Raw genomic sequence first — 24,269 nt, 5'->3', positions numbered from 1 at the left:
CATCGCCATGCGGAGCCCTCCCTCACCATGACGGTCTCAGTGCCGCCCGGCCACCCGGTCGGCGATCCGCGCCAGCTTCGAGGCCTCCGCGCCGCTGGTGACGCGTTCCCGCCGGTCCGCCGCCCGGTAGGTGGCGTACAGCCCGTGCACCCCGAGCCAGCGCAGCGGCTCCGGCTCCCACCTGCGCACCTTGTGACCGACCCACGGCAGGTCGGTCAGCTCGGTCCGCCCGCTCTGTCCGGAGTCCTGCTGCACCAGATCCCGCAGGGTGCGCGCCGCGAGGTTGGCCGTGGCCACGCCCGAACCGACATAACCGCCCGCCCAGCCGAGCCCGGTCGACCGGTCCAGCGTCACCGTCGCACACCAGTCGCGCGGCACGCCCAGCACGCCCGACCAGGCGTGCTCGACCCGCACCCGGGCCAGCGCCGGGAAGAAGTCGGCGAGGATCTCCCGCAGCGCCTCGACGGTCGCGGGCTGCGTGCGCCCGTCGTTGTCGGTGCGCGACCCGAAGCGGTACGGCACCCCGCGCCCGCCCAGCGCGATCCGCCCGTCGGCGGTGCGCTGCGCGTACATGTAGGCGTGCGCCATGTCGCCGAGCGTCTCCAGGCCGTCCCAGCCGACCGCCGCCCACTGCTCGTCCGTCAGCGGCTCGGTGGCGATCATCGAGGAGTTCATCGGCAGCCAGGTCCGCTTCTGGCCCTTCAGGGCGGCCGTGAAGCCCTCGGTGCAGCGCAGGACATAGGGCGCGCGGACGGTGCCGTACGGCGTGACGGCGTGCTTGGGCCGGATCTCCGTCACCGGCGTCAGCTCGTGAATCGTCACGCCCAGCGCCGCCACGGCCGATGCGAGGCCCTTGACCAGCTTCACGGGGTGCACGCGCGCACCGTGCGGCGTCCAGGTCGAGCCGACCGCGTCGGCCACCCTGATCCGCTCGGCGGTCTCGCGGGCGCCGTACAGCACGCGGTCCTTCTCGCCGTACGACACCTCGTGCTCGTGGAAGGCCTTCAGCCGCGCCCACTGCGCCGGCGTACGGGCCACTTCGAGGACCCCGCCCTTGTGGATGCCGGCGTCGAAGCCCTCCTCCGCCGCCGCCCTGATGACCTCGTCGACCGTGTCGTTCATGGCCCGCTGCAGCCGTACGGCCGCGTCGTGGCCGTGCAGCTTCGCATACCGGTCACGGCCCGCGATGCCGTTGTACAGCCAGCCGCCGTTGCGCCCCGAAGCGCCGTAGCCGCAGAACTTCTGCTCGAGGACGGTGATACGGAGGAAGGGGACCGCCTTCTTCAGGTAGTACGCGGTCCACAGTCCCGTGTACCCGCCACCCACGATCACCACGTCCGCGGAGGCGTCCCCCGCAAGCGGCTCGCGCACCTCGGGGAGGCCGTCGTCCGCGTACCAGAAGGAGATGCCGCCGTTGACGGCACCACTGACCGAGCTGCTCATGCGAGGACGGTAATTCGAGTGAGCCGATTCCGGGAGCCCCGTAGGGTCGCAGAGTGATCGACATTCCGGACGAACTCGCCGCATCACAGCAGAAGTACAACGGGGAGGCGGGCCGCGCCTTCATCGCCGGACTCCCGGACCTCACGGCCGACTTTCTCGACCGCTGGGAACTGACGGTCGACGGACGGCCGATGCACGGGGTCAGCGCCCTGATCCTCCCCGTACTCCGACGGGACGGCAGCCCGGCCGTCCTCAAACTGCAACTCCTCGACGAGGAGAGCGAGGGCGAACCGGTGGCTCTGCGCGCGTGGGACGGCGACGGGGCGGTACGGCTCCTCGACCACGACGCGGCGACCGGCGCGATGCTGCTCGAACGCCTCGACTCCTCCCGCATGCTCGCGCACCAGCCGGACGTCCACGAGTCGGTTCTGGTCATCGCCCAGCTGCTCGCCCACCTCACGTCCTTCCCCGCGCCCGCCGGCCTGCGCCGCCTCGGCGACATCGCGCAGGCCATGCTGGAGCAGACGCCGTGGGCCCTGCAGCGCATCCCCGACCCGGAGGCCCGCGGCATCGTCGCCCACTGCGCCGCCGCCGTACGCGAGGTGGTCACCGACCCCGGCGACCGCCTCCTGCACTGGGACCTCCACGACGAGAACGTCCTCGCCTCCGAACGCGCCCCGTGGCTCGCCATCGACCCCAAGCCCCTCGCCGGCGACCCCGGCTTCGAACTGTGGCCCGCCCTCGACAACCGCTTCGACGCCGACGACGTCTGCTGGCGCTTCGACGCCATGACCGACGTACTCGGCCTGGACCGCGCACGCGCGCGTGCATGGACGTACGGCCGCCTCCTGCAGAACTGCCTCTGGGACATCGAGGACGGCCGCCCGGTGGAGGACCGCCAACTGGAAATCGCGCGGCGCCTGCGCGCGCACGGCAGCTAGCCTGCGCCCATGATCCGACCCGCGACCCCCGCCGACATCCCCGTCATCCACACCCTCATCCGCGAACTCGCCGAGTACGAGAAGGCGCTGGAGGAGGCGAGGGCCACCAAGGAGCAACTCCACGACGCCCTCTTCGGCGACCACCCCGCCGCCTACGCCCACATCGCGGCCGACGACACGACCGGCGAGACCGTCGGCTACGCGATCTGGTTCCTCAACTTCTCCACCTGGCGCGGCGTCCACGGCATCTACCTGGAGGATCTCTACGTCCGCCCCACCGCACGAGGCGCCGGCCACGGCAAGGCCCTGCTCACCGAACTGGCCCGGCTGTGCGTGGAGCGCGGCTACCAGCGCCTGGAGTGGTCCGTGCTGAACTGGAACGCCCCCTCCATCGCCTTCTACGAGGCGCTCGGCGCCGGCCCGCAGGACGAGTGGACGGTTTATCGAATGACGGACGATGCGCTGACCAGGCTTGCAGCGGGTATCTAAGGCTGGACGCAGGCGTCGACCCGCCACGCGCGCGTACCACTCCCGTCCCTTCCAGGTCCTGCTCGCCAACCGCTTCCACCGACCCGGCCCTCAAGAACCTGCCGCCCGTCGGAGCGGTGGACCAGTTCGCCGACAGCACGGACGTGCTGACGCGCCCCGCCCTGGCCAGGGCTCTCACCACGTCTGTCCGGCAGACGCGGCAGGAACGTCGTACGCCGCCACTGCCTTCAGTTCCCGGGCAACGGCATCACCGAGCATCCCCGCGTCCCCCGCGCGCGCGTGGCTGACGACGGTGAGCGTGTAGGCGTCGGCGGTGTGGACGAGGCAGAGGTTCGCCGTGCCCGGCGGGGAGAGCTGCGGCAGGGGGACGATGCGGGACAGGGGGCGACCGTGCAGGTGGCTGGGGTGGTCCCGCCACTTGAAGGCGGTGCACAGGCTCGTGGTGGCCTCGGGACGGGCCAGGTTCCTGGCCATGACCCCGGCCAGCAACGGCACGGCGCGCGCGGCTGCCTGCAGTGCGGGAAGGATCGCGTGGTGGGCGTCGAGACGGTGGGGGAACGCCGCGACGAGTTCCTGGCATGCCTGGAGGCGGGCCACCGGCGAGTCGACGTCGACGGGCAGCGGGATGCGCAGCGCGGTGACGCCGTTGCCGAGCCGCTGTGCGTCGTGCCGGGTGCGCAGGTCGACCGGCACCGTGGCGTAGAAGGGGGTTGACCCTCCGGGCCAGGAGCGCAGGGGGCCGTGGCAGGCACGGAGGGCTCCGGCGTACGTGCTCAGCAGCAGTTCGTTCAGCGTCGCTCCGCGCCCGCCGGCCGGCTGACGGCGCGCGGCGCGCATCACCTGCGGGTCCAGTTCGACGACGGCGACGGACGGCCGCGATGCACCCGGGGCAGCCGTGGGAAGGGGTCGGCCGACGGCCCCGATGCGGCGCAACTCCCTGCCCACCGTGGCGGGACGGACGGACGGGCGCGGTCGCGCCGTGGCGACAGGGAGTGCCGCGGCCGTGGGTTCGGCGCCGTCCATCAGCAGCCGGAAGAGGGTCTCCAGGGATCTGCCGTCCAGCAGCGCGTGATCGGCGAGCAGCACGACGGCGTGCTCGCCCTCCGGGGTGGCGGGTCGCGTCACCAGCAGCCGCCACAGCGGCCGTTCGGCCGGCACCGGGTGGCTGACCGCTTCGGCCAGCAGCGATTCGAGATCCTGGACCGTGGCGGCGACATACGCGCCGGGATCGAACGACCGGGCCGCCGCCCATCGATGCCCCGACAACGCCGCGGACCGCGCCGGGGGCAGCAGGACGCGGCTCATCCGCTCCAGCCCGCCCCATCGTTCACGCACCCGGGACCGAACCTCGTCCGGCTCGAACGGCCTTCCCCGGAACACCCCGGCGATGCCGATCGACCCCGGAAGCCCGTTGCGCACGTGCCCTTCTTCGATGGCGGTCAGCCTCATGGGACGAACCTCCGCTGATCAGCCGTGCGGCGAATCGAGAACGACACAGGCGTTGTGGCCGCCGAAGGCGAAACTGTTGCTGATCACCGGGCCGTTCGGGATCTTGCGCGGCTCGCCGGTGACCACGTCCAGCTCGCACCGCGGGTCCAGCCGTGTGAGGCACGCGGTCGGCGGCGCCAGCCCTTCGCGCACCGACCAGGCCGTGATCACGGCTTCCAGCGCCCCCGCCAGCCCCAGCCCGTGCCCGGTCACCGACTTGGGCGCGGTCACGGGCACCCGGCGCGGGCCGAACAGGGCGGCGATGGCCTGCGCCTCCGCGATGTCGTTCAGCTCGGTGCCGGTGCCGTGCGCGTTGACGTAGGTGACGGCCTCCGCGGTCGTCCCGGCGTCGGCGAGCGCCTGCTCCATGCACGCCCGCGCCCCGGCACCGTCGGGATGCGGCGCCGTGAGGTGGTGGGCGTCGGACGTACGGCCGTACCCGGTCAGCGTGGCGTAGATCCGGGCCCCCCGCGCGTGGGCGAGGTCCAGCCGCTCCAGCACCAGGAAGGCCGCCCCTTCGGCGAGCACGAACCCCTGCCGCCCGATGTCGAACGGGCGGGACGCGGCGGCGGGGTCCGCGCACTCGGTGACCATCGCACCGGCCCGCCCGAAGGCCAGCGCGGTGGTCGGCGTCAGGGGGCTGTCATGGCCGCCCGCCACCACCACGTCCGCGCACCCCGCCCGGATCATCTGCATCGCCTCACCCACCGCGTGCGTCCCGGAGGCACACGCGGTGGAGACCGTCAGACTGGGGCCGGTGATACCGAGCCGGGCACTGATCCAGTAGGCACCCGCGTTGTGCATCAGCCGGGGCGCGTAGAGCACATCGGGACGCCCGATACCGTTCTCCTGGCTGATCACCCCGCCGTATCCGGTCCCGGTGACCACCGCCCGCCGTCCGGGCTCGACCTCCAGTCCCCCGGCGTCCGCCACGGCGTCCACGGCCGCGCACACCGCCAGCTGCACCGACCGGTCGGCCCGCCGCACCTCCTTGGGCGACAGGTAGCCGGCCGGGTCGAAGCCGGCCATCGGACACGCCGGGTAGACGACGGTGCCCTCGTCGTCGAACGTGTGCAGCGACGTCGCCGTACGACCCTGTACGAGGCTCTCCCACAGCGCCGCCGGAGTCGCTCCGGCGGCGCAGCGGACGCCCAGGCCCGTGACGGCGACAGCGGGTCGGCGGGTCACCGTGCGGCGGGGGTCTGGGCGGGCGGGACGCGCAGGCTCACGATGAGGTCGGCGACGTCACCCACGGTGGAGACACCGGACTTGTCGGTGCCCCGCAGGGACACTCCGAACAACTCCTCCGAGGCCGCTTCCAGTTCGGTGATGTCCAGGCTGTCGGCTCCCAGGTCGGCGACCAGCCGGGCCTGCGGCACGACCGCCTCCGGCGGCACCGACATCACGCGCGCGCAGAGCGGGCGCAGCGCTTCCCATACGTCGCCGTGTTCCACATCCATGCAACTGCCTCCATCTCCTGGTGCCGTCGGGCTGACTCACGCCGACGGCGTCGCCATCCGAGCCCATGTCTCGAACTCCGTGACGACCGCGTCGGCGAGCTGTCTCGCGTCGTCCGGGCGCAGGTTGCACACCGCGGTGAGGGTGAACGCGTCCCCCGCCTGGGCCAGGGCGAAGCTGACGGTGCCCGGGTGCTGCAGGGGCGGCAGCCCGACGGTGCGCACGAGCCGGCGCCCCTCGAAGGTGCTCGGTCCGCCGGGCCACTTCATGGCCGTGGTCGCGGTCGCCGCGAAACAGGAGCGCCGGCCGCGGTCGGTCAGGAGCCCCGTCACCCACGGCCCCGTCCGCCGGACCGCCTCCGCGGCGGGAAACAGCACACCGGCGTGGACCGCCGCGCGCTCGGGGACCCTGGCCAACGCGGCCTGACACGCCCGCAGCCGCGCCACGGAACCGTCCACGTCGACGGGCAGCGGAACCCGAACGACCGTGAGCGTGTTCCCGAGTTCCCGCGGATTCGCCCGGGTGCGCAGATCGCACGGTACGGCCGTGTACGCGGGTTCTTCGCGCTGCCGCCACCCGCGCACCGGGCCGTACCGGGCCCGCAGCGCCCCGGCCACCGCACCGACCAGCAGCTCGTTCAGCGTCGCGCCCCGGCCGTCGGCGGGCTGCCGGCGGGCGGAGCGGATCAGGTGCGCGGGCAGTTCGCTCACCGCGACCGAGGGATACGTCTCCTGCGGCGACCGCATCGGAAGGGCCTGCCCCACAGCCGCCATCGCCCTGAGCTCCCGGCCTGCGGCGCGCAGCCCCGTACGGGCGAGCGGCACCGACCGGGCCGACTCCCGCGCCGCCACGGGGCTGTCCGTCAACGCGCGCATCAGCGTCGCCAGGGACCGTCCGTCCAGCAGCACATGCTGCGCGACGAGCGCCAGCGCGAACCCGCCGCCGTGGGCGGTGTCGGGGACCACGAAGAGCCGCCAGGGCGGCACCGCGCCGGTGAGCGGCCGGTCCACGCTCCGCGTCCACAGGTCGTCCAACTTGCTCCGGGCCACGGTGACATGCGCGGCGGGATCGAACGGCCCCGGTACGACCCACCGCACGCGCCGCCGCCGGAACGGACCCCGCCGCGTCCCGCCGCCCGAGGGACGGTCGAGCACACAGTTCATCCGCTCCAGGCCCGTCCACCGCTCGGCGACACGCGCCCGCACCTGATCCACATCCGGTTGCGCACCGGAGAAGACCGCCGCCAGGCCGATGACGCCCGGGCACCCGTTGAGCAACAGCATCTCGTCGGCACAGGACAGTCTCATGCGACCGGTCGCCCACCCTTCCTGGTAAACGAGATCACCCTACACGCAGGGTTACGAAGCTTCACTCAACGTACATGGCGCGCCCGACACTCCAACGCCCGCCCCGTGCTGGAGCGGGCGTTGGACCGAACACTTCACACGCTCTAGTTGAGCGCCTGGCTGTTGCAGCCCATGTCCGAGCCGAGGTGCGTGGACTGCGCGCCCGGGTTGCCCTCGCCGTTGAGCGCGTTCGCCAGCAGGCTGTTGAGGGCGCCGACACTGCCGAGGACATCGATGTTCATGTCGTGCGAGCGACACTCGATGCCCTGCGAGATGTCGAGGTCGTGGGCTCCCGCCTCGCCGTGGGCGACGGCGGTGCCGACGCCGAAGGGCGCGACACTGCCGAGGACGGCGCCCACGAGGGCGACCTTGTGAAGCTTGCGCATTTCTACTCCGTTGGTCGAGCGGATGTGCTGTGCAGCAGATCGAGTTGGAACGGTGGACAACTACGGAAGGCAGCTCAGCCGAGCCGCGGCAGACCCAACTGGCCGACGGGGGGCGCCTGGACCTGGCCGAGGCCGAGCCCGGGCACCTGCGGCGGGCCGGCCGGCGTGAGCAGCGGGTTGATGAGCGGGTTCACCTGGGGGTTCACCTGGGGGTTCACCTGCGGGGCGACCCGCGGCGGGGGCTCCGGGTTGAAGACCTGGGGCGCATGCACCTGCGGGGCGACCTGCGGCATGACCTGCGGCGCCGTCTGCGGGGTGACCTGCGGCACGACCTGGGGCACCGACTGCTGAGGAGCGGGCCGCGGCCCGTTGGAGGCCTCCGCTGCGCCACCCGACGACGCCGAGGCGGAGGCGTAGCCGTTCTGCGGCTGCGGGGCGGGCGCCGGTGCCGGAGCGGGCGCCGGAGCGGGCGCGGGGGGCTCGTACCGAGGCGCCGGGGCCGGAGCCGGGGGCGCGTACTGAGGCGCCGGCTGGGGGTGGGGGCGCGGCGCGGAGGTCTGCGCGACGCCCGTCGAACGGGCCTCCGCGACTGCCTGGTGAGGCGCCGGGTAGTAGTGGGGGGCGGGCGGCGGGCCGTACTGGGGCGGCGCGTACTGCGGAGCGGGCGCCGGGGGCGCGTACTGGGGCGGCGCATAGTAGGGGGGAGGCGCCGGGGCCGCGTACTGGGCCGGGTACTCGGGAGCGGGCGCCGGAGCACCGTACCCATAGGGATATTCGGCCGCCTCGCTGACGCCGGCGCCGATGGCGGACAATCCGCCGGCCGCCGCTACGACGAGCGCGGCCTTGTGAAGCTTGCGCATGGAACCCTCGGCCCTTCATTACCTGTGCAGGGAATCCGGTGTATTGCGGTCTTGCGTGCGCTCAGTCTGATATTCGTACTGCGCCCTTACAGGGGTAATGCCTGAGCTGTCGTGTGGACTTCACGCCGGAGCCGGCAGCGGATCCCGTTGTCCCTCTCCGACTCCTGATCGCTGCCCTCTCTCCGCTGGCAACGACAATTTCTGGGCCAGGTCACGGGATGGAATAGTCCGTCACTCAATTGCCATCGATCAGATAAACGGCTCTGCGGACTATTCACCCCGTCAAGCAACAAACACGAGGCCCGCACTTCTCATCGTTGATGATTAACTCCTCCGGCAAATGGGTGACCACATCCCGACGCACGTGACCGGCCATGTGCCCGAATCGTTCCCCACGGGTCAGAGCAATGGCTCACAGCACTTTCGTACGTTCCATGCACAGGTCAATGAAGGGCCGAGGTTCCATGCGCAAGCTTCAGCAGGTCGCGCTCGTCGTCGCAGCAGCCAGTGGTCTGTCAGCCATCGGCGCCGGCCCCAGCGCCGCCGACGCCCCCGTCGCATACCGGGGCACCACCCCGGCCCCCGTCGGGCAGCAGGACGCCCAGGCCCACACCTGGACCCGCTCGCAGGCCAGCGTTCAGACCCCCGGCAATCCGAACTACGCGCAGCGACCCGCGGCACCTCAGCGCGGTGCCGAGGTCAGCCCGCAGGTCAGCCCCCAGCTGAGCCCGCAGATCAACCCGCAGATCTCCCCCCAGCCCGCCTCCGGCGAGGGCCCGCTCAGCCAGTCGAACCTCTTCCGCCCGTCCCAGGAGTGCAGCCCGCAGTCCCTGCTGAACGCGAACGTCCCGGTCGCCGCCCTCGCCGCCGCCGAGGCCACCGGCGTCGACTGCGACCAGGCCAACAGCCAGGCGAACGCCGCGGCGCACGCCCGCGCCACCAGCTAGGCCTGCCGCCCACGACGTGGCGAAAGTGCTGGTCACAGCCCGCGACGAGCGGCCCGTGACCAGCACTTTCGCTTGGTGCGATGCGACTTCTGGGTGCTTTTGATACGAGATCACGAATCCCGGCGTGCCGCTCAGACATATCGGATAGTTCGTATTAATCTCCCGTAACTGTACGAAGTCGATCTCTCACAGATCGCACCCAACCTCACTCCACCGGAGATGACATGCACAAGCTTCGCAAGGCTGCCGTCCTGGTCGTCGCCCTCGGCAGCGTCAGCCTTCTGGGCGCCGGCACCGCCACCGCCCAGGGCCTCGACGGCAAGGGCGGCAAGGACGGCGGCAAGTTCAGCGTCCTGCAGAGCTCCTCCTGCAAGTCGCACGACCTGAACGTCGACGTCCTCGGCCAGGTCGGCATCCTCAACGGCCTGCTGGGCAACGCGCTCAACGGCGAGGGCAACGCCGGTGGGCAGGACACCCACCTCGGCTCGACGATGGGCTGCAACAACAGCGCTTTCTAAGCGCCTGACGGCCGCATAGCCGGCCGACCGCAGAAAAAGGTCCCGGTACCGGACTTGAAGCCCGGTACCGGGACACCTTTTTGTCTCGGGGTTCAAGCTCGACGCGCGGTATTTATCGGAAATCGGCCAAGGCGGTGAGACTTCCCCGAATTCGGCGTGCCGCTGATTAATTTCGAATACTTCCTATTAGCCTCTGTAACTGTTCGAAGTCGATCCATTATGGGTCGCATCCTCTTCACTCCACCGGAGAAGAACATGCACAAGCTCCGTAAGGCCGCCGTCGTGGTTGCCGCCCTCGGGAGCGTCGGAATCCTGGCCACCGGCGCTGCCCACGCCGACCAGGGCGGTTGGGACAAGAAGAGCCGCGGTCACGGCGGCGCCAGCTTCAGCGTCCTGCAGAGCACCTCCTGCAAGTCGCACGACGCCAACGTCGACGTCCTCGGCCAGGTCGGCATCGCCAACGGCCTGGGCGGCAACCTGCTGAACGGCGAGGGCAACCCCGGCGCGCAGGAGACCGGCCTGGGCTCGTCCATGGGCTGCAACAACGAGGTCGGCGGCAAGTAAGCCAAAGCCTCATCCCGCCAGGTGCCCCGGCCTCAGGCCGGGGCACCTGGCTTTTCGCCGCGCGACTTCCGCCCCGGAACAGCAGAAATGCCGGACCGGGCGTGAATCCCGGTCCGGCATTCTCCGTCCGCGCCTCAGAACTTGAACTTGAACTTGGGCGTCTTGAAACCCTTGGGCAGCTTCGCCTTGTTGGAGCACTCCACCACCGGACCGGAGTGCACGGACCTGTCGTCGTTCAGCATGTGCCCGTCGTGCAGCGTGAAGCGCGGCCGCTCGGCGATCAGGCAGTCCTGTGCCTGCTTGACGACGTACCCGCGCTTGTCCTTGCGGATCGTCTCCTTCTTCTTGATGCAGACGATGTCCCCCTGCGCGGTGATCGTGCATTCGCCCTTGGGGTCGTCATCGGCGTACGCCGGCGCGGCACCGCCGTAGATCACGGCGAGCGCACCGAGGAGCCCCGAGACCGTGGCGATCTTCTGTCGACCGATCATGTACTTCGTCCTTTGCAATCGAGGCCCGGGCGACCGCGCCGCCAACCGGCGCCCGCCCGAGCCTTGGAGAAAACTCGAAATACGGAATCCGCCGCCCGACGTGTGCTCTTCGTCCGGCGACGGCACTGATGCAGCCCGGCCGCGCACCCTGAGGGTTCTGCCGCGCGTCCGGGCTGCATTTGCTAAGGGGTCCGATGGACATCGATGCGCCTGTCGTGAGAAACGCCCTATGGGGCCGACCGTGGCGCGGAGTACGGAGTCATCCGCTCCGCGGCCGTCACGACGACAACCGCAGTGCCCTGAAACTCGCGCATCGAGTCCTCGGTGCTTTTATTACTGGGCAGCGATAGGAGCGGAGTACTCACCGTAGCCGTACTCCGGCGCCACGGTCTTGGGGGCGGCCTCCGGAGCGGCCGCCGGCGCGGCGGCGGGCGCGGCGGCGGGCGCGGCCTCCGGAGCGGCCTGCGTGGCCTGCGTCGGAGCGGCGTGCGCCTTGTCGGACGGAACGCCCCACGTGCCCACGGCGTTGGCCGTCGAGGTGGCCACGGCGGTCACGTTCTGACCGTCCCAGCCGTCCTCGTGAGCGAACGCGGAACCACCGAAGGCGGACAGACCCGCGACCGCCACAGCTACGACCGCAACGCGCTGAAACCTGCGCATAGTTTGACCCTTTCTTCCCGGGCACGAAGCCCTGGTTTGACTACTTAGTGTGAGCATATACACGTAATCCGTAGCAATTTGGGATCTTCAGCCCTTCTCTGTGTCGTGTCGGCCCATGACAAGGAGCCCTTTCGTCCGGCTCGCCATGGACGCGAAGGGAATGGAGGGGTTTCTCCGTGAGAGCAACGACGCTTCCCCGAGGGCGAGTCACGGGCGGGGGTCGGCGGTCACCCGTTTGCCGAACCCCGCGCACGCGGAAACAGCGGACGGCCGGACCAGGTCAACCCGGTCCGGACGTCCGCTGTTTGAGAGGTGGGACAGGCGTCGCGGTTACGCCCCGGGGCCGCCCAGGATGCGCCCCAGAGCGCTGAGGTGGCCGGCGTCGCTGGTGTCGTTGGCGGCGGTGTTGGCCGCCGGCGTCGCGGGCATCGCGGGCCGCGGCGCGTCGCTGCATGTGATGTGGGGACCGATCCGCGTGGTCCCACTGTTCAGCAGGCCCGCGGCAGGCAGGGTCACGGGCTCTGTCGGCGTGCAGGTCACCGACCGGCGGACGGTGAAGTCGCCGCCCTCGGGGATCTGGCCCACGATCCGCTGGGTACAGACGATGTTGCCCTGGTTGTCGGGCGCGCAGGCGCCCGGGTTCGCCGCGGCCTGGGCCGGCGCGACGCCGATCCAGGTCATGGCGAGGCCGCCAAGAAGCCCCGAGACGGCCGCGATCTTCTTTCCGTTGAACATGTGTTGCGTCTCCTTTGTGAGGGGTGCCCGGGCGCCATGCGCCGCGGACCGCGGCGCCGGGCCCCGGGATGTCGGAGATACGGGCCCCGGCGTTGCCACCCATGTCCGGGATGTTCGGGGCCGTTTCGCTTACGAAGTGAAGGACTGCCTGGGCTTCGAGGTTCGGGTCGCGCGCCTCGCCCGCGCCGCACGCGATGCCGCCGGGGGCGGCCGCCGCAACGACTCGTCGACACACCGGAGTTCAGCGATCGCGGACGCGGGCGGGCCCCGTCGGGGGATGACCCCGAAGGGGCCCGCGGAAGGCGTCGCGCACGACCGTGCCGCCGACCTCAGCCAGTGAAGGCGTTGTTGAACTGACCGCAGGTGGTGTCGAAGGTCTCGGCGAGTCCGAGCACGGCGATCGGGAGGTCGCCACTAGCCACCGTCTGCGGGCTGCACTCCTGGTAGGGGCGGTAGAGGTCGGTCGAGGTCGGCTTGACCTCGTAGGCGACACCGGTACCGGCACCGATGGCGGACAGGCTGCCGGCCGCCGCTGCGACGATCATGACCTGGTGAAGCTTGCGCATGGAACCCTCGGTTTTCATTACCTATGCATTGAGGCTGGTTGCCTACTGTGACTGCACGAACACTAGCAGTAGCGACTGGCTTGCATACCGGTGCATATCCCGTGTCCCAGGGGGGAGATGGGTGTGCGTGGAATTACCGAGAGTGGCGAGTACGCCTCAAGCACAGAGCAGCCCAGGCGCACTTGGATTCGCGCCGGGGCCCTGATCAACGGATTGTCGATGCATGGTCGATGCTGTCGGAGCCCCCTGTCGGATTCGAACCGACGACCTGCTGTTTACAAGACAGCCGCTCTGGACCAGCTGAGCTAAGGAGGCCTGCGCGCACGCGAGACGCACGCGCCCGTGCAGTGTACCCAGGTTCCGAGTGGGCCCTGTCGAAAATTTCCGCGAAGTTCACATGCCTCCGGGTACTGACAGATCGGGCGAACGCCAGGTAGCGTCCAGAGCCAGTCCGCACATGTGGACTAAACCAACCACCTTCCTACAACGGATCGTCCGGCACGTTCCTGCCGGTAGAAGGGGGCCCATTCACCATGGCCACTGTCTCGTTCGACAAGGCGACCCGGATCTACCCGGGCACCGAGAAGCCCGCCGTGGACGCGCTCGACATCCACATCGAGGACGGGGAGTTCCTCGTCCTGGTCGGCCCGTCAGGCTGCGGCAAGTCCACCTCGCTCCGCATGCTGGCGGGGCTCGAGGACGTCAATGGCGGCGCCATCCGCATCGGTGACCGCGACGTCACGCACCTGCCGCCGAAGGACCGGGACATCGCCATGGTGTTCCAGAACTACGCGCTGTACCCGCACATGACCGTCGCCGACAACATGGGCTTCGCGCTCAAGATCGCCGGTGTCAACAAGGCGGAGATCCGCAAGAAGGTCGAAGAGGCCGCGAAGATCCTCGACCTGACCGAGTACCTGGACCGCAAGCCGAAGGCCCTCTCCGGTGGTCAGCGCCAGCGTGTCGCCATGGGCCGCGCCATCGTGCGTGAGCCGCAGGTCTTCCTCATGGACGAGCCGCTGTCCAACCTGGACGCCAAGCTCCGCGTGTCGACCCGTACGCAGATCGCGTCGCTGCAGCGCCGTCTCGGCATCACCACCGTCTACGTCACCCACGACCAGGTCGAGGCCATGACGATGGGTGACCGCGTGGCGGTCCTCAAGGACGGCCTGCTCCAGCAGGTCGACACCCCGCGCAACATGTACGACCGCCCGGCCAACCTCTTCGTCGCCGGCTTCATCGGCTCCCCGGCCATGAACCTGGTCGAGGTCCCGATCGCCGACGGCGGCGTGAAGTTCGGCAACTCGGTCGTGCCGGTGGACCGCGAGGCACTCGCCGCCGCCACCGACAAGACCGTCACCGTGGGTGTCCGCCCGGAGCACTTCGACGTGGCCGGCTCGGACTCCGACCAGGGTCTCGCGGTCACCGTCAACGTGGTCGAGGAGCTCGGCGCCGACGCGTACGTCTACGGCACCGCCAAGGTCGGCGGCGACGACTCCAAGGACCTCGTCGTCCGCGTCAGCGGCCGTGACGTCCCGGAGAAGGGCAGCACGCTGCACGTCGTCCCGCGCTCCGGTGAGACCCACGTGTTCTCCACCTCCACGGGTGAGCGGCTCTCCGACTGAGACCGCCCAGGCAGGACAACCCGGGGTAATTCACCCAGGTTGACGAAGAGGGCCCCGCAGAGTGCTGCGGGGCCCTTCTCGTTGTCGACAAATACCCCGGCAGATCGGTTCATTTCGAGCGCTGTGCGTCAACGCGCCGCACAGGGAAGAGCATCACTTCGTCCCCCGAACCGGTGACCAAATGTCGCCATATCAGTACTGAACGCTACCCTCACTCGCGTGAAGCACTCCACCAACCCACAGACACGACGCGGCCACCGGGGCCCCGCCCGCCAGCTCGGCCGCACTCTCGCCCTCGTCCTGCCCGTCGTCCTGGTGCTCTCCGGGACCCTCGCGGTCACCCGGGTCAACTGGTCGGGGAACCCCTCGGACTCGGTGCTCACCGCGACCGACGTCACGAACGCGGGTGACGCGAAGAAGGCCGCCCCGCGCGCCCCGCAGGACGTGCTGCGCGACCAGCTCCTGACCGAGCTGCAGGAGAAGGACCCGGGCGTCGCCCTGACCCATCTCCAGCAGGCCGTCCACGAGCGTCCCTCGCTGGCCCGGCACTGCGCCTCGATCGCCCGTGCGCTCGGGCGGGCCGCGGTGCGGGTGTACGGCCCGTCGCGGGCGCAGTCGTACGCTCGGCCGGTCTGCGACACCGCGTTCGCCTCCGGCGTGGCGGCGGCGCACAGCTGAACGGTCCTTGAGATGCACACTCCTTGAACTGAACACTCCTATTGCGGACGGTAACGGCTGGTTAAGGAACGGTTGCCGGGGAATGCCGCGAGCGGGGCGCCGCGTACAGTTCGGTCATGACTGATCCGAATGCCGCGTCCCGCCCCGTTCAAGCCGTCGTCCTGGCCGGGGGCCAGGGGTCCCGGCTGCGTCCGTACACCGACGACCGGCCCAAGCCGATGGTCGAGATCCCTGGTACGGGGACGCCGATCATCGGCCATCAGCTTGCCTGGCTCGCCGAGGAGGGTGTGACGGATGTGGTGGTCAGCTGCGGTCACCTCGCCGAGGTGCTGCAGGACTGGCTGAAGTCGGCCGAGCTGCCGGTGCGGGTGACCACCGTCGTCGAGACGGAGCCGCTCGGCAGGGGCGGTGGTCTGAAGTACGCGGCCGCGCATCTGCCGCATCCGGACCGGCCCTGGTACGCCACCAACGGGGACATCTGGACGCGGTTCTCGCTGCGGGACATGGCGGACTTCCACACCGAGCGCGACGCCGTCGCGACGCTCGCGCTGGCCCGTCCACGTCTCCCGTGGGGTGCGGTCCAGACGGACGGCTTCGGGCACATCACCGACTTCATCGAGGCGCCGCCGTCGACCTTCGAGATCAACGCGGGTGTCTACGTCTTCTCCCCCGAGTTCGCCTCGCTTCTCCCCGAACGCGGCGACCACGAGCGCACGACGTTCCCCCATCTCGCCCGAGAGAACCGGCTGGCCGGGTTCCCGATCCCGCAGGGCGCGTACTGGCGTGCCATCGACACGGCGAAGGACCTGACGGAGGCGGCGAAGGAACTGGCGGCGCTGGGGCGCTGAGCGCTCCGCGGGGGGACCGTCGTTCGGGCTGTGGCGCCTCTGCGGGTTCGGTGGGGGTGCGCGTGTGATGCCTGCGGCGGCCCGTTACTGTCCGGTGGGGTGCGCGTAGCGCCTGCGGGTGGGTTGTGGGTCGGGGCCGGGCCGGGGGTACACGTCCTTCCGGCCTCCCTGCCCTAGGTGCGGGCAGTCGTGCCGCTGGGGCGGCACGGGTGGGCGCAGCGGCACCCCGTCGCGCCGGGCCGCGCACCCACCCCCGCCCAGCCCCCACGCCGGGCAACTGACAATCAGGCGGCGCCTCCATCGCCGTACAGCCTCCACGGCGAAGGGCCCCCGGACGTCACCGCGTCCAGGGGCCCTTTTTCGTCGCACTCGGCCCGTCTACCCCAACAAGCCGCCCACCAGGCCGGGTTCTCCGTCGCCGGAGCCGCCGGTGGAGCCGCCGCCGGAGGTGGGGCCTCCGGACGTGGGGCCGGTGCTGGTGCTGGGGGCCTCGTCGGCCGGGGTGGACTGCTGGGGTGGGGCCTGGCCCGCCGTGCCCTGGGTCTGGCTGGGCGTACCGGCGCCGGTCGTGCCCGTGTCGCTCGTGGCGCCCGGCGTCGTCGCGGCGCCCGACGGGGCGGCCGTTCCCGACGTGGCGCCCTGGGTGGGCGAGTTGGAGGCGGACGGCGTCCTCTCGCGCTGGTCGGGCTCCTGCGGGAGCGGGGAGCCGGGGAGTTCGTTGCGCGGGGCCTCGCCGGGGCCGGGGACCACGACGCGGTCGGCGTCGCGGACCGCACCGCCGAGCAGGGAGCCGACGAGGAGGGTGAGGCCCGTGACGATCGCCGTGATCAGGGCGCCTCGGCGAAGGACGTAGCGGCGCAGCTCCCAGATGTCCGAGCGCGGGCCGAGACGGCGCCAGGCCATGCCGGCCAGGCGGCCGTCGATCGAGTAGACGGGGGCGCCGGCGATGATCAGGGGGGACCACGCCGCCAGGTAGATGATGTCGGGGGCGTCGTAGACCGGGACGCTCTTCCAGCTGACGGTGACCAGGAGTGCGGCGGACAGCAGCGCTCCGACGACCGCGGCCACTCGTTGCCAGCAGCCCAGGACCGTGAGGACGCCCACGATGACCTGGAAGAAGGCGATGACCAGGCCGGAGCCGACGGGGTGTTCGAGGGCGAACTGGCGCAGGGGCTCGGCGACTTCCCAGGGGTGCAGGGTGTTGAGCCACTTCACCATCGAGCCGCGCTTGCCGCCGTCGAAGTAGACGGGGTCGCACAGCTTGCCCATGCCGGCGTAGATGGAGATGAAGCCGAGGAAGACGCGGAGGGGGAGGAGTACCACGCCGAGGTTCATCCGGCGGCCGGGGTAGTAGGCGTGCCGTGCCGGGTCGTCGCCCAGGCGCTTGAGTGGCGTGCCGGTCTCGTCCGGACCGTCGGCCCCGCCTTCGTAGTCCTCGGCGAAGCCCTCGGCGCCGTACGCGAGTTCCTCGTCGTATGCGCTCTCCACCGTGCGCATGCTCGGCAGGAGGCGGGTCTCCATCGACTCGTGGGTGCGCTGCGCGCCGACGGTCGGTGTTTCGACCGTCTGCGTCAACGCGTCGTCGTAGCCCCCGTCATAGCCGCCGCCCACCTCCACGCGCGGGATGACCTGGGTGGCCCCTGCGGGGACCGGTTCGTCGCCGTGGCGGACGCTGCCGTCCCGCACGGCCTGGAGCAGGCGGTGGGCGCCGGTGTCGTCGGGCGCGGACGTGCCGTTCCAGACGGCGACCCGGCGGCGGGGGCCGGTGGCCGCGCCCGCTCTGCCGGCCGCGCCCACGACGGGGATGCGGGCGGTGTCCTCGGTGGCGCTCAAGTGCCGTGCGATCCGCAGGGATTTGGTGCGCCCGGTCGACGCGCCCAACAGCACGCGGAAACTCGCGTGATTGACGATGATCTGCGCCGGATCGCTCGGCACCTTCACCATGCTCAGCGCGGGAGCGTCGTCGAATCCCGACGAGCGGTCCCCCGTGGGTGTGCGGGGTGTTCTGGTGTCCACACTCAACTAACCGAGTGACGTGACGTTAGGACACTGCCTTGACCGGTCCGATCTGTCCGGACCCCGTCAAAGATGCGCAGGTCGCACCACTGTCACCAGAATTAACCCGCACGGGTGATGCCACGGATGCCTGTTCAGGTGTCGGGTTCCGAGGTCTGTTCAGACGCGTCGGCGGGCCGCCTCGTACAGGACGATGCCCGCCGCCACACCGGCGTTCAGCGACTCCGCTCCGCCGGGCATGGGGATCCGCACGCGGAAGTCGCACGTCTCCCCGACCAGGCGCGACAGGCCCTTCCCCTCGCTGCCGACCACGATCACCACCGGGCCCTCCAGGGCCTCCAGGTCGCCGAGTTCGGCCTCGCCGTCGGCGGTCAGACCGACGACCACGATGCCCGCCTTCTTGTACGACTCCAGGGCGCGGGTCAGGTTCGTGGCGCGGGCGACCGGTGTGCGGGCCGCCGTGCCGGCCGATGTCTTCCAGGCGCCGGCCGTCATGCCCGCCGCGCGTCGCTCCGGTACGACGACCCCGTGGCCGCCGAAGGCGGAGACCGAGCGGACGACGGCGCCCAGGTTGCGCGGATCCGTCACGCCGTCGAGGGCGACGATGAGCGGGTCCTCCCCCGCGTCGGCGGCAGCGCCGACGAGGTCCTCGGGGTGCGCGTACTCGTAGGGCGGGACCTGGAGGACGAGGCCCTGGTGGTTGAGGCCGTTCGTCATGCGGTCCAGCTCGGGGCGCGGGGCCTCCATGAGGTTGATGCCGCCGCGCTCGGCGGCGAGCTGGAGTGCCTCGCGGACGCGCTCGTCGTTGTCGATGAACTGCTGGACGTAGAGCGTGGAGGCCGGGACGCCCTCGCGCAGTGCCTCCACGACCGGGTTACGGCCGACGACCAGCTCGGACGTGCCCTTGCCGCCGCGGCCCCGCGGCGCGGGACGGCGCGCGGTCTGCTTCGCCTTGGCGGTGGCGATGCGATTCTTCTTGTGCCCCTTGCGCATCTCGGCGGGCGGGGTCGGGCCCTTGCCCTCCAGCCCCTTGCGCCGCTGGCCGCCACTGCCGACCTGCGCGCCCTTCTTGCCGGACATGCGGCGGTTGTTGGCTGCCATGACCTACCTGTCTGTCGTGAGGCGTTCGTACGTACGTCTATGCAGTGTGCCGCCCGGATGGCCGGGCGGCACAATCGATCTTCGGTTGCGTGTGCCCGGTCAGCGCGGGCCGAGACTCCAGCGCGGGCCCTGCGGGCCGTCCTCGATGACGAGGCCCGACTGGTTGAGCTGGTCGCGGATGGCGTCCGCCGTCGCCCAGTCCTTGCGGGAGCGGGCCGCCTCGCGCTGGTCGAGGACCATGCGGACCAGGGTGTCGACCACGCCGTGCAGGTCCTCGCCGCGGTCGGTCTCGCCGGCCCAGTGCGGGTCGAGCGGGTCCAGGCCGAGAACGCCGAGCATGGCGCGGACCTCGGCGAGGCGGGCCACCGCGGCTTCCTTGTCGTCGGCGGCGAGTGCGGAGTTGCCCTGCCGGACCGTGGTGTGCACGACGGCCAGCGCCTGCGGGACGCCCAGGTCGTCGTCCATGGCCTCGGCGAAGGCGAGCGGCACCTCGGCGGACGGCTCGACCACTCCGGCCTTCTCCACCACGCGCTGCACGAAGCCCTCGATGCGCGCGAAGGCGGATTCGGCTTCGCGCAGGGCCTCTTCGCTGTACTCGATCATCGAGCGGTAGTGCGGGGTGCCGAGGTAGTAGCGCAGGACGACCGGGCGCCATGCCTTGACCATCTCGCTGACCAGGACGCTGTTGCCGAGCGACTTCGACATCTTGTCGCCGGCCATGGTGACCCAGGCGTTGTGCACCCAGTACCGGGCGAACTCGTCGCCGTAGGCCTTGGCCTGGGCGATCTCGTTCTCGTGGTGCGGGAAGATCAGGTCGAGACCGCCGCCGTGGATGTCGAAGGCGGTGCCGAGGTATTTGTGCGCCATGGCCGAGCACTCCAGGTGCCAGCCGGGGCGCCCGGGGCCCCACGGCGTCGCCCAGGTCGGCTCGCCGGGCTTGGCCGACTTCCACATGGCGAAGTCGCGCGGGTCGCGCTTGCCGGTCTCGCCCTCGCCGGACGGCTGCAGGAGGTTGTCCAGCTCCTGCCGCGACAGCTCCAGGTATCCCGGGAAGGACCGCACGTCGAAGTAGACGTTGCCGTCCGCCTCGTAGGCGTGTCCGCGCTCGATGAGGCCCTGCATCATCTCGACCATCTCGGTGACATGGCCGGTGGCGCGGGGCTCGTACGTCGGCGGGAGGCAGCCGAGGGCGGTGTAGCCGTCGTTGAACGCCCGCTCGTTCTCGTACCCGATGGACCACCACGGACGGCCCTGCTCGGCGGCCTTGGTGATGATCTTGTCGTCGATGTCCGTGACGTTCCGGATGAACGTCACGTCATAGCCGCGGTACTCGAACCAGCGGCGCATGATGTCGAAGTTGAGCCCGGAGCGGATGTGCCCGATGTGCGGGGCCGCCTGCACGGTGGCGCCACAGAGGTAGATCGAGACACAGCCCGGCTTGAGCGGGGTGAAGTCACGGATCTGCCGGGCGCTGGTGTCGTACAGGCGAATAGTCACGACACCAGGGTAGTAGGCGTATGGGAGTGCCCTGGGACCTTCGGCTCAAGGGGGACGTATTCGTGACGTCCCCCATGTCGATCGCCGCTCAGCCGACGCGCACCACCAGCGCCGTCGCCACCGCCATCAGCCCCTCGTCGCGTCCCGGGAAGCCGAGGCCGTCGGTGGTCGCGCCCGAGACCGACACCGGCGCGCCCGCCGCCTCCGAAAGGATCTTCTGCGCCTCGTCGCGCCGCTTGCCGATCTTCGGGCGGGGGCCGACCACCTGGACCGCGATGTTGCCGATGCGGAAGCCCGCCTCGCGTACGATCCGGGCCGCCTCGGTGAGGAGTACGACGCCCGGGGCCCCCGACCACTCGGGGCGCCCGGTGCCGAAGTGCTGCCCCAGGTCGCCGAGGCCGGCCGCCGAGAAGAGGGCGTTGCAGGCGGCGTGTGCGACGACGTCCGCGTCCGAGTGGCCGGCGAGGCCGGGGCCCTCGCCCTCCCACTTCAGGCCCGCGCACCACAGTTCGCGGCCCTCCTCGAAGGCGTGGATGTCGGTGCCGATGCCGACCTGGGGCAAGAGGCCACCCGGCGGTAGCCGGAAATCAGACCCGTCAGAAGCCATCGTTCAGCCTCCGGCGCGCCAGGACCGCCTCGGCCAGCACCAGGTCCAGCGGGCGGGTGACCTTGAAGGCCTCCTCGTGGCCGGGGACGACCACGACCGTCAGGCCGAGTTGCTCGACCATGCCGGCGTCGTCGGTGACGTCGTCGGTCACCGTCTCGTGCGCACGGATCAGCGTGGCGCGGTCGAAGCCCTGCGGGGTCTGTACGGCACGGAGGCGGGCGCGCCGCGGGGTGGCCACCACCGGCTCCGGTTCGCCGGGGTTCGCCGCGGGGTCGACTTCCTTGACCGTGTCCGCGAGGGGCAGCGCGGGGACGACCGCCGGTGCGCCGTCCCGTACCGCCTCGATCACCGCGTCGACCGTGTCCACCGGGACCAGCGGGCGCGCCGCGTCGTGCACCAGGACGATGTCGTAGTCCGGCGGCAGCGCGTCCAGGCCGAGCCTGACGGACTCCTGGCGGGACTCCCCGCCGGGGACCACCAGGAAGTCGGTGCGCTCGGGCAGCGCGTGCGCGTCGAGCAGGCTCTTGACCTCGGCGGCACCGTCGGGCGGGGCCACGACGACCACGAGGGAGACGGCGCGGGACGCGGCCATCGCGCGCACCGCGTGGATGAGCATGGGCGTGCCGTTCAGTGCGCGGAGCGCCTTGGGGGCGCCCGGGCCAAGACGTACGCCCCGGCCGGCGGCCGGGATCACGACGGCGGTACGGGTTCCGGCGGAGGTCCCGGCAGGGTTCCCGGTACGGGCTTCCGAGGGCGAAGGGCGCGAAACGTCAGACATCGGTTCCTGTCAGGTTTGTGTGCTCGGCCAACTTGGGTATGGCCACAGCGTGCCGGGCGCGACGCCTTGACCGGACCCTTCCGTGACAGTCGGTCGAGCCTGCTGCCCGGGCCCGGCACGTCAAGTATCGGGGGGATTCCCCCGAGTGTGAGCGTCTTGACGGCGTCTGAGCGCGAACATGCCGCAGCGCCCGGCGACAGCTGTTACGTCATCGGGCACCGCGGCACTTCTTTAAAACAACACAGCTTGTGCTGAACTGAGGCGGCTGGACCGCGTCAGGACGCGAGGACCTCGTCGAGCAGGGCCTCGGCCTTGTCCTCGTTGGTGTTCTCCGCGAGGGCGAGCTCGCTCACCAGGATCTGGCGGGCTTTGGCGAGCATGCGCTTCTCACCGGCGGAGAGTCCGCGCTCGCGCTCACGACGCCACAGGTCACGCACGACTTCCGCGACCTTGATGACATCGCCGGAGGCGAGCTTCTCCAGATTTGCCTTGTAACGACGCGACCAGTTCGTGGGCTCCTCGGCATACGGCGCGCGCAGTACCTCGAAGACCCGGTCCAGCCCGTCCTGACCGACCACATCACGCACGCCGACGAACTCCGCATTGTCCGCTGGCACACGTACCGTCAGGTCACCCTGGGCGACCTTCAGCACCAAGTAGGTCTTGTCCACGCCTTTGATCTGGCGAGTTTCGATGGCCTCGATCAGCGCGGCCCCGTGATGGGGATAGACCACGGTGTCGCCAACCTTGAACGTCATGTGACAGGTACCCCTTCCGTGGCTATCCAGGGTAACACGGAAACGGCGGGTTCTGAATGACGTTTTCGCAGGTCAGGGCATATCTCGGGGCTTGACAACTCCGACAGGAACGTGCTTCGCGGGCCGACCGGAAGAAAGTATTCGCAGGTCGGAGCGGCTCTGCGGGCGAGGTGAAACGCGCACGTTACACACATCCGGCGGCGCCTCCGAGTGGCCGAACGTACACATATGTCCGGTTCCAAGTGTGCGACTTCCGCTACTCCGTTCGGCGTCCCGAGTCGGGTACCGGACGAATCCGGAATTGATCACGACCCAGGTCGGCAGCACACTCGTTGATCAATTCCGGGAAGGTCGCGCATTCCTTCACGGAAATTTTGCGCGGCGTCTTGGCGGGGACTTATGTGAATGGCGGACGAGGTGCGCGGCAAAGTGGCTCCTGGGTCACTTGTGGGTGACGGGACGGGCCAAGGGACGGGCCAAGGGACGGATCGGGAACAGGTCCGAAGAGGCCGGAAGGGGGGGGCCGATGAGGTGCTGCGGCGGTGCTTCGGCGATCCTTCGGCGGTACTTCAGGCGCCCTGGGGAGGGTCGGGTGCGGTCGCGCGGGAACGGCTCGGTAACCTAAGGCCGCTGACAGACACTAGGGCGGCTTTATGCGCCCGCCCCGTTCGAGTCAAGGAGTTGCCGCCGCCGTGAGCAGCAGCCTTCGACGCGGTGCCCTCGCCGCCGCCGCCATCGCGTTCTCGATCGCCTCGCTCGCCGCGTGCGGCGCCGGCAACAACAGCCAGACGCTGGAGATCAAGCCGGACAACGCGGCCACCACCGTTGGCGACATCAAGATCCAGAACGCCGTCGTCATCACCCAGCCCGACCTGGAGTCCACCGGTCCGGCCGCGATCTCCGCGACCCTGTTCAACTCCGGCAAGACCGCCCAGACGCTGGACGCGATCAAGGTCGACGGCACCAGCAAGACCGCCGAGCTCAAGCCCGCCAAGGGCGGCAGCCTGACCATCCCGGCCGGCGGCTCGCTGATCATCGGCGGCAAGGACAACGCCTCCGCCGTGCTGCCGAGCAGCCGCGAGGCCATCAAGGACGGCAACGCGCAGAAGATCACCTTCACCTTCAGCAAGACCGGCGACGTGAGCCTGCGGGCCTTCGTCGTCCCGGCCGAGCACTACTTCAAGGAGTGGGGCCCGACCGAGGTCCCGGCGGCGCCGGGCAGGACTCCCACCCCGAGCGGCTCGCCGACCGGATCCCCGGCGGCCGGCGGCACCGCGACCGACGAGGCCTCCGCGAGCGCGACGCCGACCGGCGGCACCGGGGCCGGCACGAGCGCCGGCGGTGCGGCGACCCCGTCCGACAGCGCCTCCCACACGTCGGCCTGGCACTGAGCGGTCGTACGGCATCCGCACAGCCGTAAAAGGGCGGGGCCCCGGAGATCCGGGGCCCCGCCCTTCGGTGTTGCGGCT

26 protein-coding genes and 1 tRNA gene are annotated in these 24,269 nt (G+C 70.5%); 9 read left to right on the top strand and 18 right to left on the bottom strand.

Features of this window, described 5'->3' with window-relative positions; genetic code table 11:
• Window positions 1-36 precede the first annotated feature (36 nt).
• Entirely contained in the window at window positions 37-1,443 is a 1,407-nt protein-coding gene (locus IF78_RS0122045) for an NAD(P)/FAD-dependent oxidoreductase (RefSeq protein ID WP_031478954.1), read from the bottom strand.
• A gap of 53 nt (window positions 1,444-1,496) precedes the next feature.
• Here IF78_RS0122045 and IF78_RS0122040 point away from each other — a divergent pair, with 53 nt between their 5' ends.
• On the top strand, window positions 1,497-2,384 hold the full coding sequence (locus IF78_RS0122040) for an aminoglycoside phosphotransferase family protein (protein ID WP_031478956.1): 888 nt from the start codon (window positions 1,497-1,499) through the stop codon (window positions 2,382-2,384).
• Window positions 2,385-2,393: 9 nt separating this feature from the next.
• Window positions 2,394-2,873, top strand: coding sequence for a GNAT family N-acetyltransferase (locus IF78_RS0122035; protein WP_031478958.1), 480 nt, complete (start codon window positions 2,394-2,396; stop codon window positions 2,871-2,873).
• 174 nt (window positions 2,874-3,047) lie between these two features.
• Here IF78_RS0122035 and IF78_RS0122030 read toward each other — a convergent pair whose 3' ends face one another.
• The 6 genes from IF78_RS0122030 to IF78_RS0122005 form a co-directional block, all read right to left on the bottom strand.
• Window positions 3,048-4,322 carry a wax ester/triacylglycerol synthase domain-containing protein gene (locus IF78_RS0122030; RefSeq protein WP_031478960.1) on the bottom strand — a complete coding sequence of 425 codons (1,275 nt, stop codon included), beginning with the start codon at window positions 4,320-4,322 and terminating at the stop codon, window positions 3,048-3,050.
• Between the two features lie 18 nt (window positions 4,323-4,340).
• On the bottom strand, window positions 4,341-5,549 hold the full coding sequence (locus IF78_RS0122025) for a beta-ketoacyl-[acyl-carrier-protein] synthase family protein (RefSeq protein WP_031478962.1): 1,209 nt from the start codon (window positions 5,547-5,549) through the stop codon (window positions 4,341-4,343).
• Window positions 5,546-5,821 carry an acyl carrier protein gene (locus tag IF78_RS0122020; protein WP_031478964.1) on the bottom strand — a complete coding sequence of 92 codons (276 nt, stop codon included), beginning with the start codon at window positions 5,819-5,821 and terminating at the stop codon, window positions 5,546-5,548. The genes IF78_RS0122025 and IF78_RS0122020 overlap by 4 nt, the downstream gene beginning before the upstream one ends.
• A 36-nt stretch (window positions 5,822-5,857) precedes the next feature.
• Window positions 5,858-7,126, bottom strand: coding sequence for a WS/DGAT domain-containing protein (locus IF78_RS0122015; protein WP_031478966.1), 1,269 nt, complete (start codon window positions 7,124-7,126; stop codon window positions 5,858-5,860).
• 143 nt (window positions 7,127-7,269) lie between these two features.
• On the bottom strand, window positions 7,270-7,551 hold the full coding sequence (locus tag IF78_RS0122010) for a hypothetical protein (RefSeq protein WP_031478968.1): 282 nt from the start codon (window positions 7,549-7,551) through the stop codon (window positions 7,270-7,272).
• 74 nt (window positions 7,552-7,625) lie between these two features.
• A complete protein-coding gene (locus tag IF78_RS0122005; RefSeq protein ID WP_031478970.1) occupies window positions 7,626-8,411 on the bottom strand; it encodes a hypothetical protein in 786 nt (261 codons plus the stop codon).
• 464 nt (window positions 8,412-8,875) lie between these two features.
• Between IF78_RS0122005 and IF78_RS0122000 the strand changes: the two genes are divergently transcribed.
• From IF78_RS0122000 to IF78_RS0121990, 3 genes are all read left to right on the top strand, one after another.
• Window positions 8,876-9,358 carry a hypothetical protein gene (locus IF78_RS0122000; RefSeq protein WP_031478972.1) on the top strand — a complete coding sequence of 161 codons (483 nt, stop codon included), beginning with the start codon at window positions 8,876-8,878 and terminating at the stop codon, window positions 9,356-9,358.
• 224 nt (window positions 9,359-9,582) lie between these two features.
• Window positions 9,583-9,876, top strand: a complete 294-nt coding sequence (locus tag IF78_RS0121995; RefSeq protein ID WP_031478973.1) for a hypothetical protein — start codon at window positions 9,583-9,585, stop codon at window positions 9,874-9,876.
• Window positions 9,877-10,131: 255 nt separating this feature from the next.
• The gene (locus IF78_RS0121990) at window positions 10,132-10,440 is read left to right on the top strand and encodes a hypothetical protein (protein ID WP_031478974.1); all 309 of its coding nucleotides are present in this window, start codon (window positions 10,132-10,134) and stop codon (window positions 10,438-10,440) included.
• Between the two features lie 134 nt (window positions 10,441-10,574).
• Here IF78_RS0121990 and IF78_RS0121985 read toward each other — a convergent pair whose 3' ends face one another.
• The 5 genes from IF78_RS0121985 to IF78_RS0121960 form a co-directional block, all read right to left on the bottom strand.
• Entirely contained in the window at window positions 10,575-10,931 is a 357-nt protein-coding gene (locus tag IF78_RS0121985) for a hypothetical protein (RefSeq protein ID WP_031498441.1), read from the bottom strand.
• Window positions 10,932-11,264: 333 nt separating this feature from the next.
• Window positions 11,265-11,591 carry a hypothetical protein gene (locus tag IF78_RS49175; RefSeq protein ID WP_199921370.1) on the bottom strand — a complete coding sequence of 109 codons (327 nt, stop codon included), beginning with the start codon at window positions 11,589-11,591 and terminating at the stop codon, window positions 11,265-11,267.
• A 330-nt stretch (window positions 11,592-11,921) separates the two neighbouring features.
• Window positions 11,922-12,326, bottom strand: a complete 405-nt coding sequence (locus IF78_RS0121975) for a hypothetical protein (protein WP_051828069.1) — start codon at window positions 12,324-12,326, stop codon at window positions 11,922-11,924.
• 329 nt (window positions 12,327-12,655) lie between these two features.
• On the bottom strand, window positions 12,656-12,892 hold the full coding sequence (locus tag IF78_RS0121965; protein WP_031478984.1) for a hypothetical protein: 237 nt from the start codon (window positions 12,890-12,892) through the stop codon (window positions 12,656-12,658).
• A 240-nt stretch (window positions 12,893-13,132) separates the two neighbouring features.
• Window positions 13,133-13,207: transfer RNA gene (locus IF78_RS0121960), tRNA-Thr, on the bottom strand.
• Window positions 13,208-13,425: 218 nt separating this feature from the next.
• On the opposite strand from IF78_RS0121960, the gene IF78_RS0121955 reads away from it, so the two are divergent.
• The 3 genes from IF78_RS0121955 to IF78_RS0121945 all read left to right on the top strand — a co-directional run bounded on the left by IF78_RS0121955 (window position 13,426) and on the right by IF78_RS0121945 (window position 16,043).
• Window positions 13,426-14,517, top strand: coding sequence for an ABC transporter ATP-binding protein (locus IF78_RS0121955; protein WP_031478985.1), 1,092 nt, complete (start codon window positions 13,426-13,428; stop codon window positions 14,515-14,517).
• Window positions 14,518-14,736: 219 nt separating this feature from the next.
• On the top strand, window positions 14,737-15,195 hold the full coding sequence (locus IF78_RS0121950) for a hypothetical protein (protein ID WP_031478986.1): 459 nt from the start codon (window positions 14,737-14,739) through the stop codon (window positions 15,193-15,195).
• Between the two features lie 116 nt (window positions 15,196-15,311).
• Entirely contained in the window at window positions 15,312-16,043 is a 732-nt protein-coding gene (locus IF78_RS0121945) for a nucleotidyltransferase family protein (protein ID WP_031478987.1), read from the top strand.
• Between the two features lie 378 nt (window positions 16,044-16,421).
• Here IF78_RS0121945 and IF78_RS0121940 read toward each other — a convergent pair whose 3' ends face one another.
• The 6 genes from IF78_RS0121940 to IF78_RS0121915 form a co-directional block, all read right to left on the bottom strand.
• Window positions 16,422-18,059 (bottom strand): DoxX family protein, encoded by a 1,638-nt coding sequence (locus IF78_RS0121940; protein ID WP_078662539.1) that lies wholly within the window; start codon window positions 18,057-18,059, stop codon window positions 16,422-16,424.
• Window positions 18,060-18,218: 159 nt separating this feature from the next.
• On the bottom strand, window positions 18,219-19,160 hold the full coding sequence (gene rlmB / locus IF78_RS0121935; protein WP_031478991.1) for a 23S rRNA (guanosine(2251)-2'-O)-methyltransferase RlmB: 942 nt from the start codon (window positions 19,158-19,160) through the stop codon (window positions 18,219-18,221).
• Between the two features lie 99 nt (window positions 19,161-19,259).
• Window positions 19,260-20,657 (bottom strand): cysteine--tRNA ligase, encoded by a 1,398-nt coding sequence (gene cysS / locus IF78_RS0121930; protein WP_031478993.1) that lies wholly within the window; start codon window positions 20,655-20,657, stop codon window positions 19,260-19,262.
• Between the two features lie 88 nt (window positions 20,658-20,745).
• On the bottom strand, window positions 20,746-21,264 hold the full coding sequence (ispF, locus tag IF78_RS0121925; protein WP_031478995.1) for a 2-C-methyl-D-erythritol 2,4-cyclodiphosphate synthase: 519 nt from the start codon (window positions 21,262-21,264) through the stop codon (window positions 20,746-20,748).
• Window positions 21,254-22,042, bottom strand: a complete 789-nt coding sequence (gene ispD / locus IF78_RS0121920; RefSeq protein ID WP_031478997.1) for a 2-C-methyl-D-erythritol 4-phosphate cytidylyltransferase — start codon at window positions 22,040-22,042, stop codon at window positions 21,254-21,256. The genes ispF and ispD overlap by 11 nt, the downstream gene beginning before the upstream one ends.
• 275 nt (window positions 22,043-22,317) lie before the next feature.
• A complete protein-coding gene (locus IF78_RS0121915) occupies window positions 22,318-22,800 on the bottom strand; it encodes a CarD family transcriptional regulator (protein ID WP_003953493.1) in 483 nt (160 codons plus the stop codon).
• A gap of 692 nt (window positions 22,801-23,492) precedes the next feature.
• Here IF78_RS0121915 and IF78_RS0121910 point away from each other — a divergent pair.
• On the top strand, window positions 23,493-24,191 hold the full coding sequence (locus IF78_RS0121910; RefSeq protein ID WP_031479007.1) for a copper chaperone PCu(A)C domain-containing protein: 699 nt from the start codon (window positions 23,493-23,495) through the stop codon (window positions 24,189-24,191).
• Window positions 24,192-24,269 lie beyond the last annotated feature (78 nt).

This window comes from Streptomyces bicolor (assembly GCF_000719285.1).
GTDB lineage: Bacteria > Actinomycetota > Actinomycetes > Streptomycetales > Streptomycetaceae > Streptomyces > Streptomyces bicolor.
The sequence above is the reverse complement of the archived record's forward strand: the minus strand, read 5'-3'. Positions and strand labels throughout refer to the sequence as shown.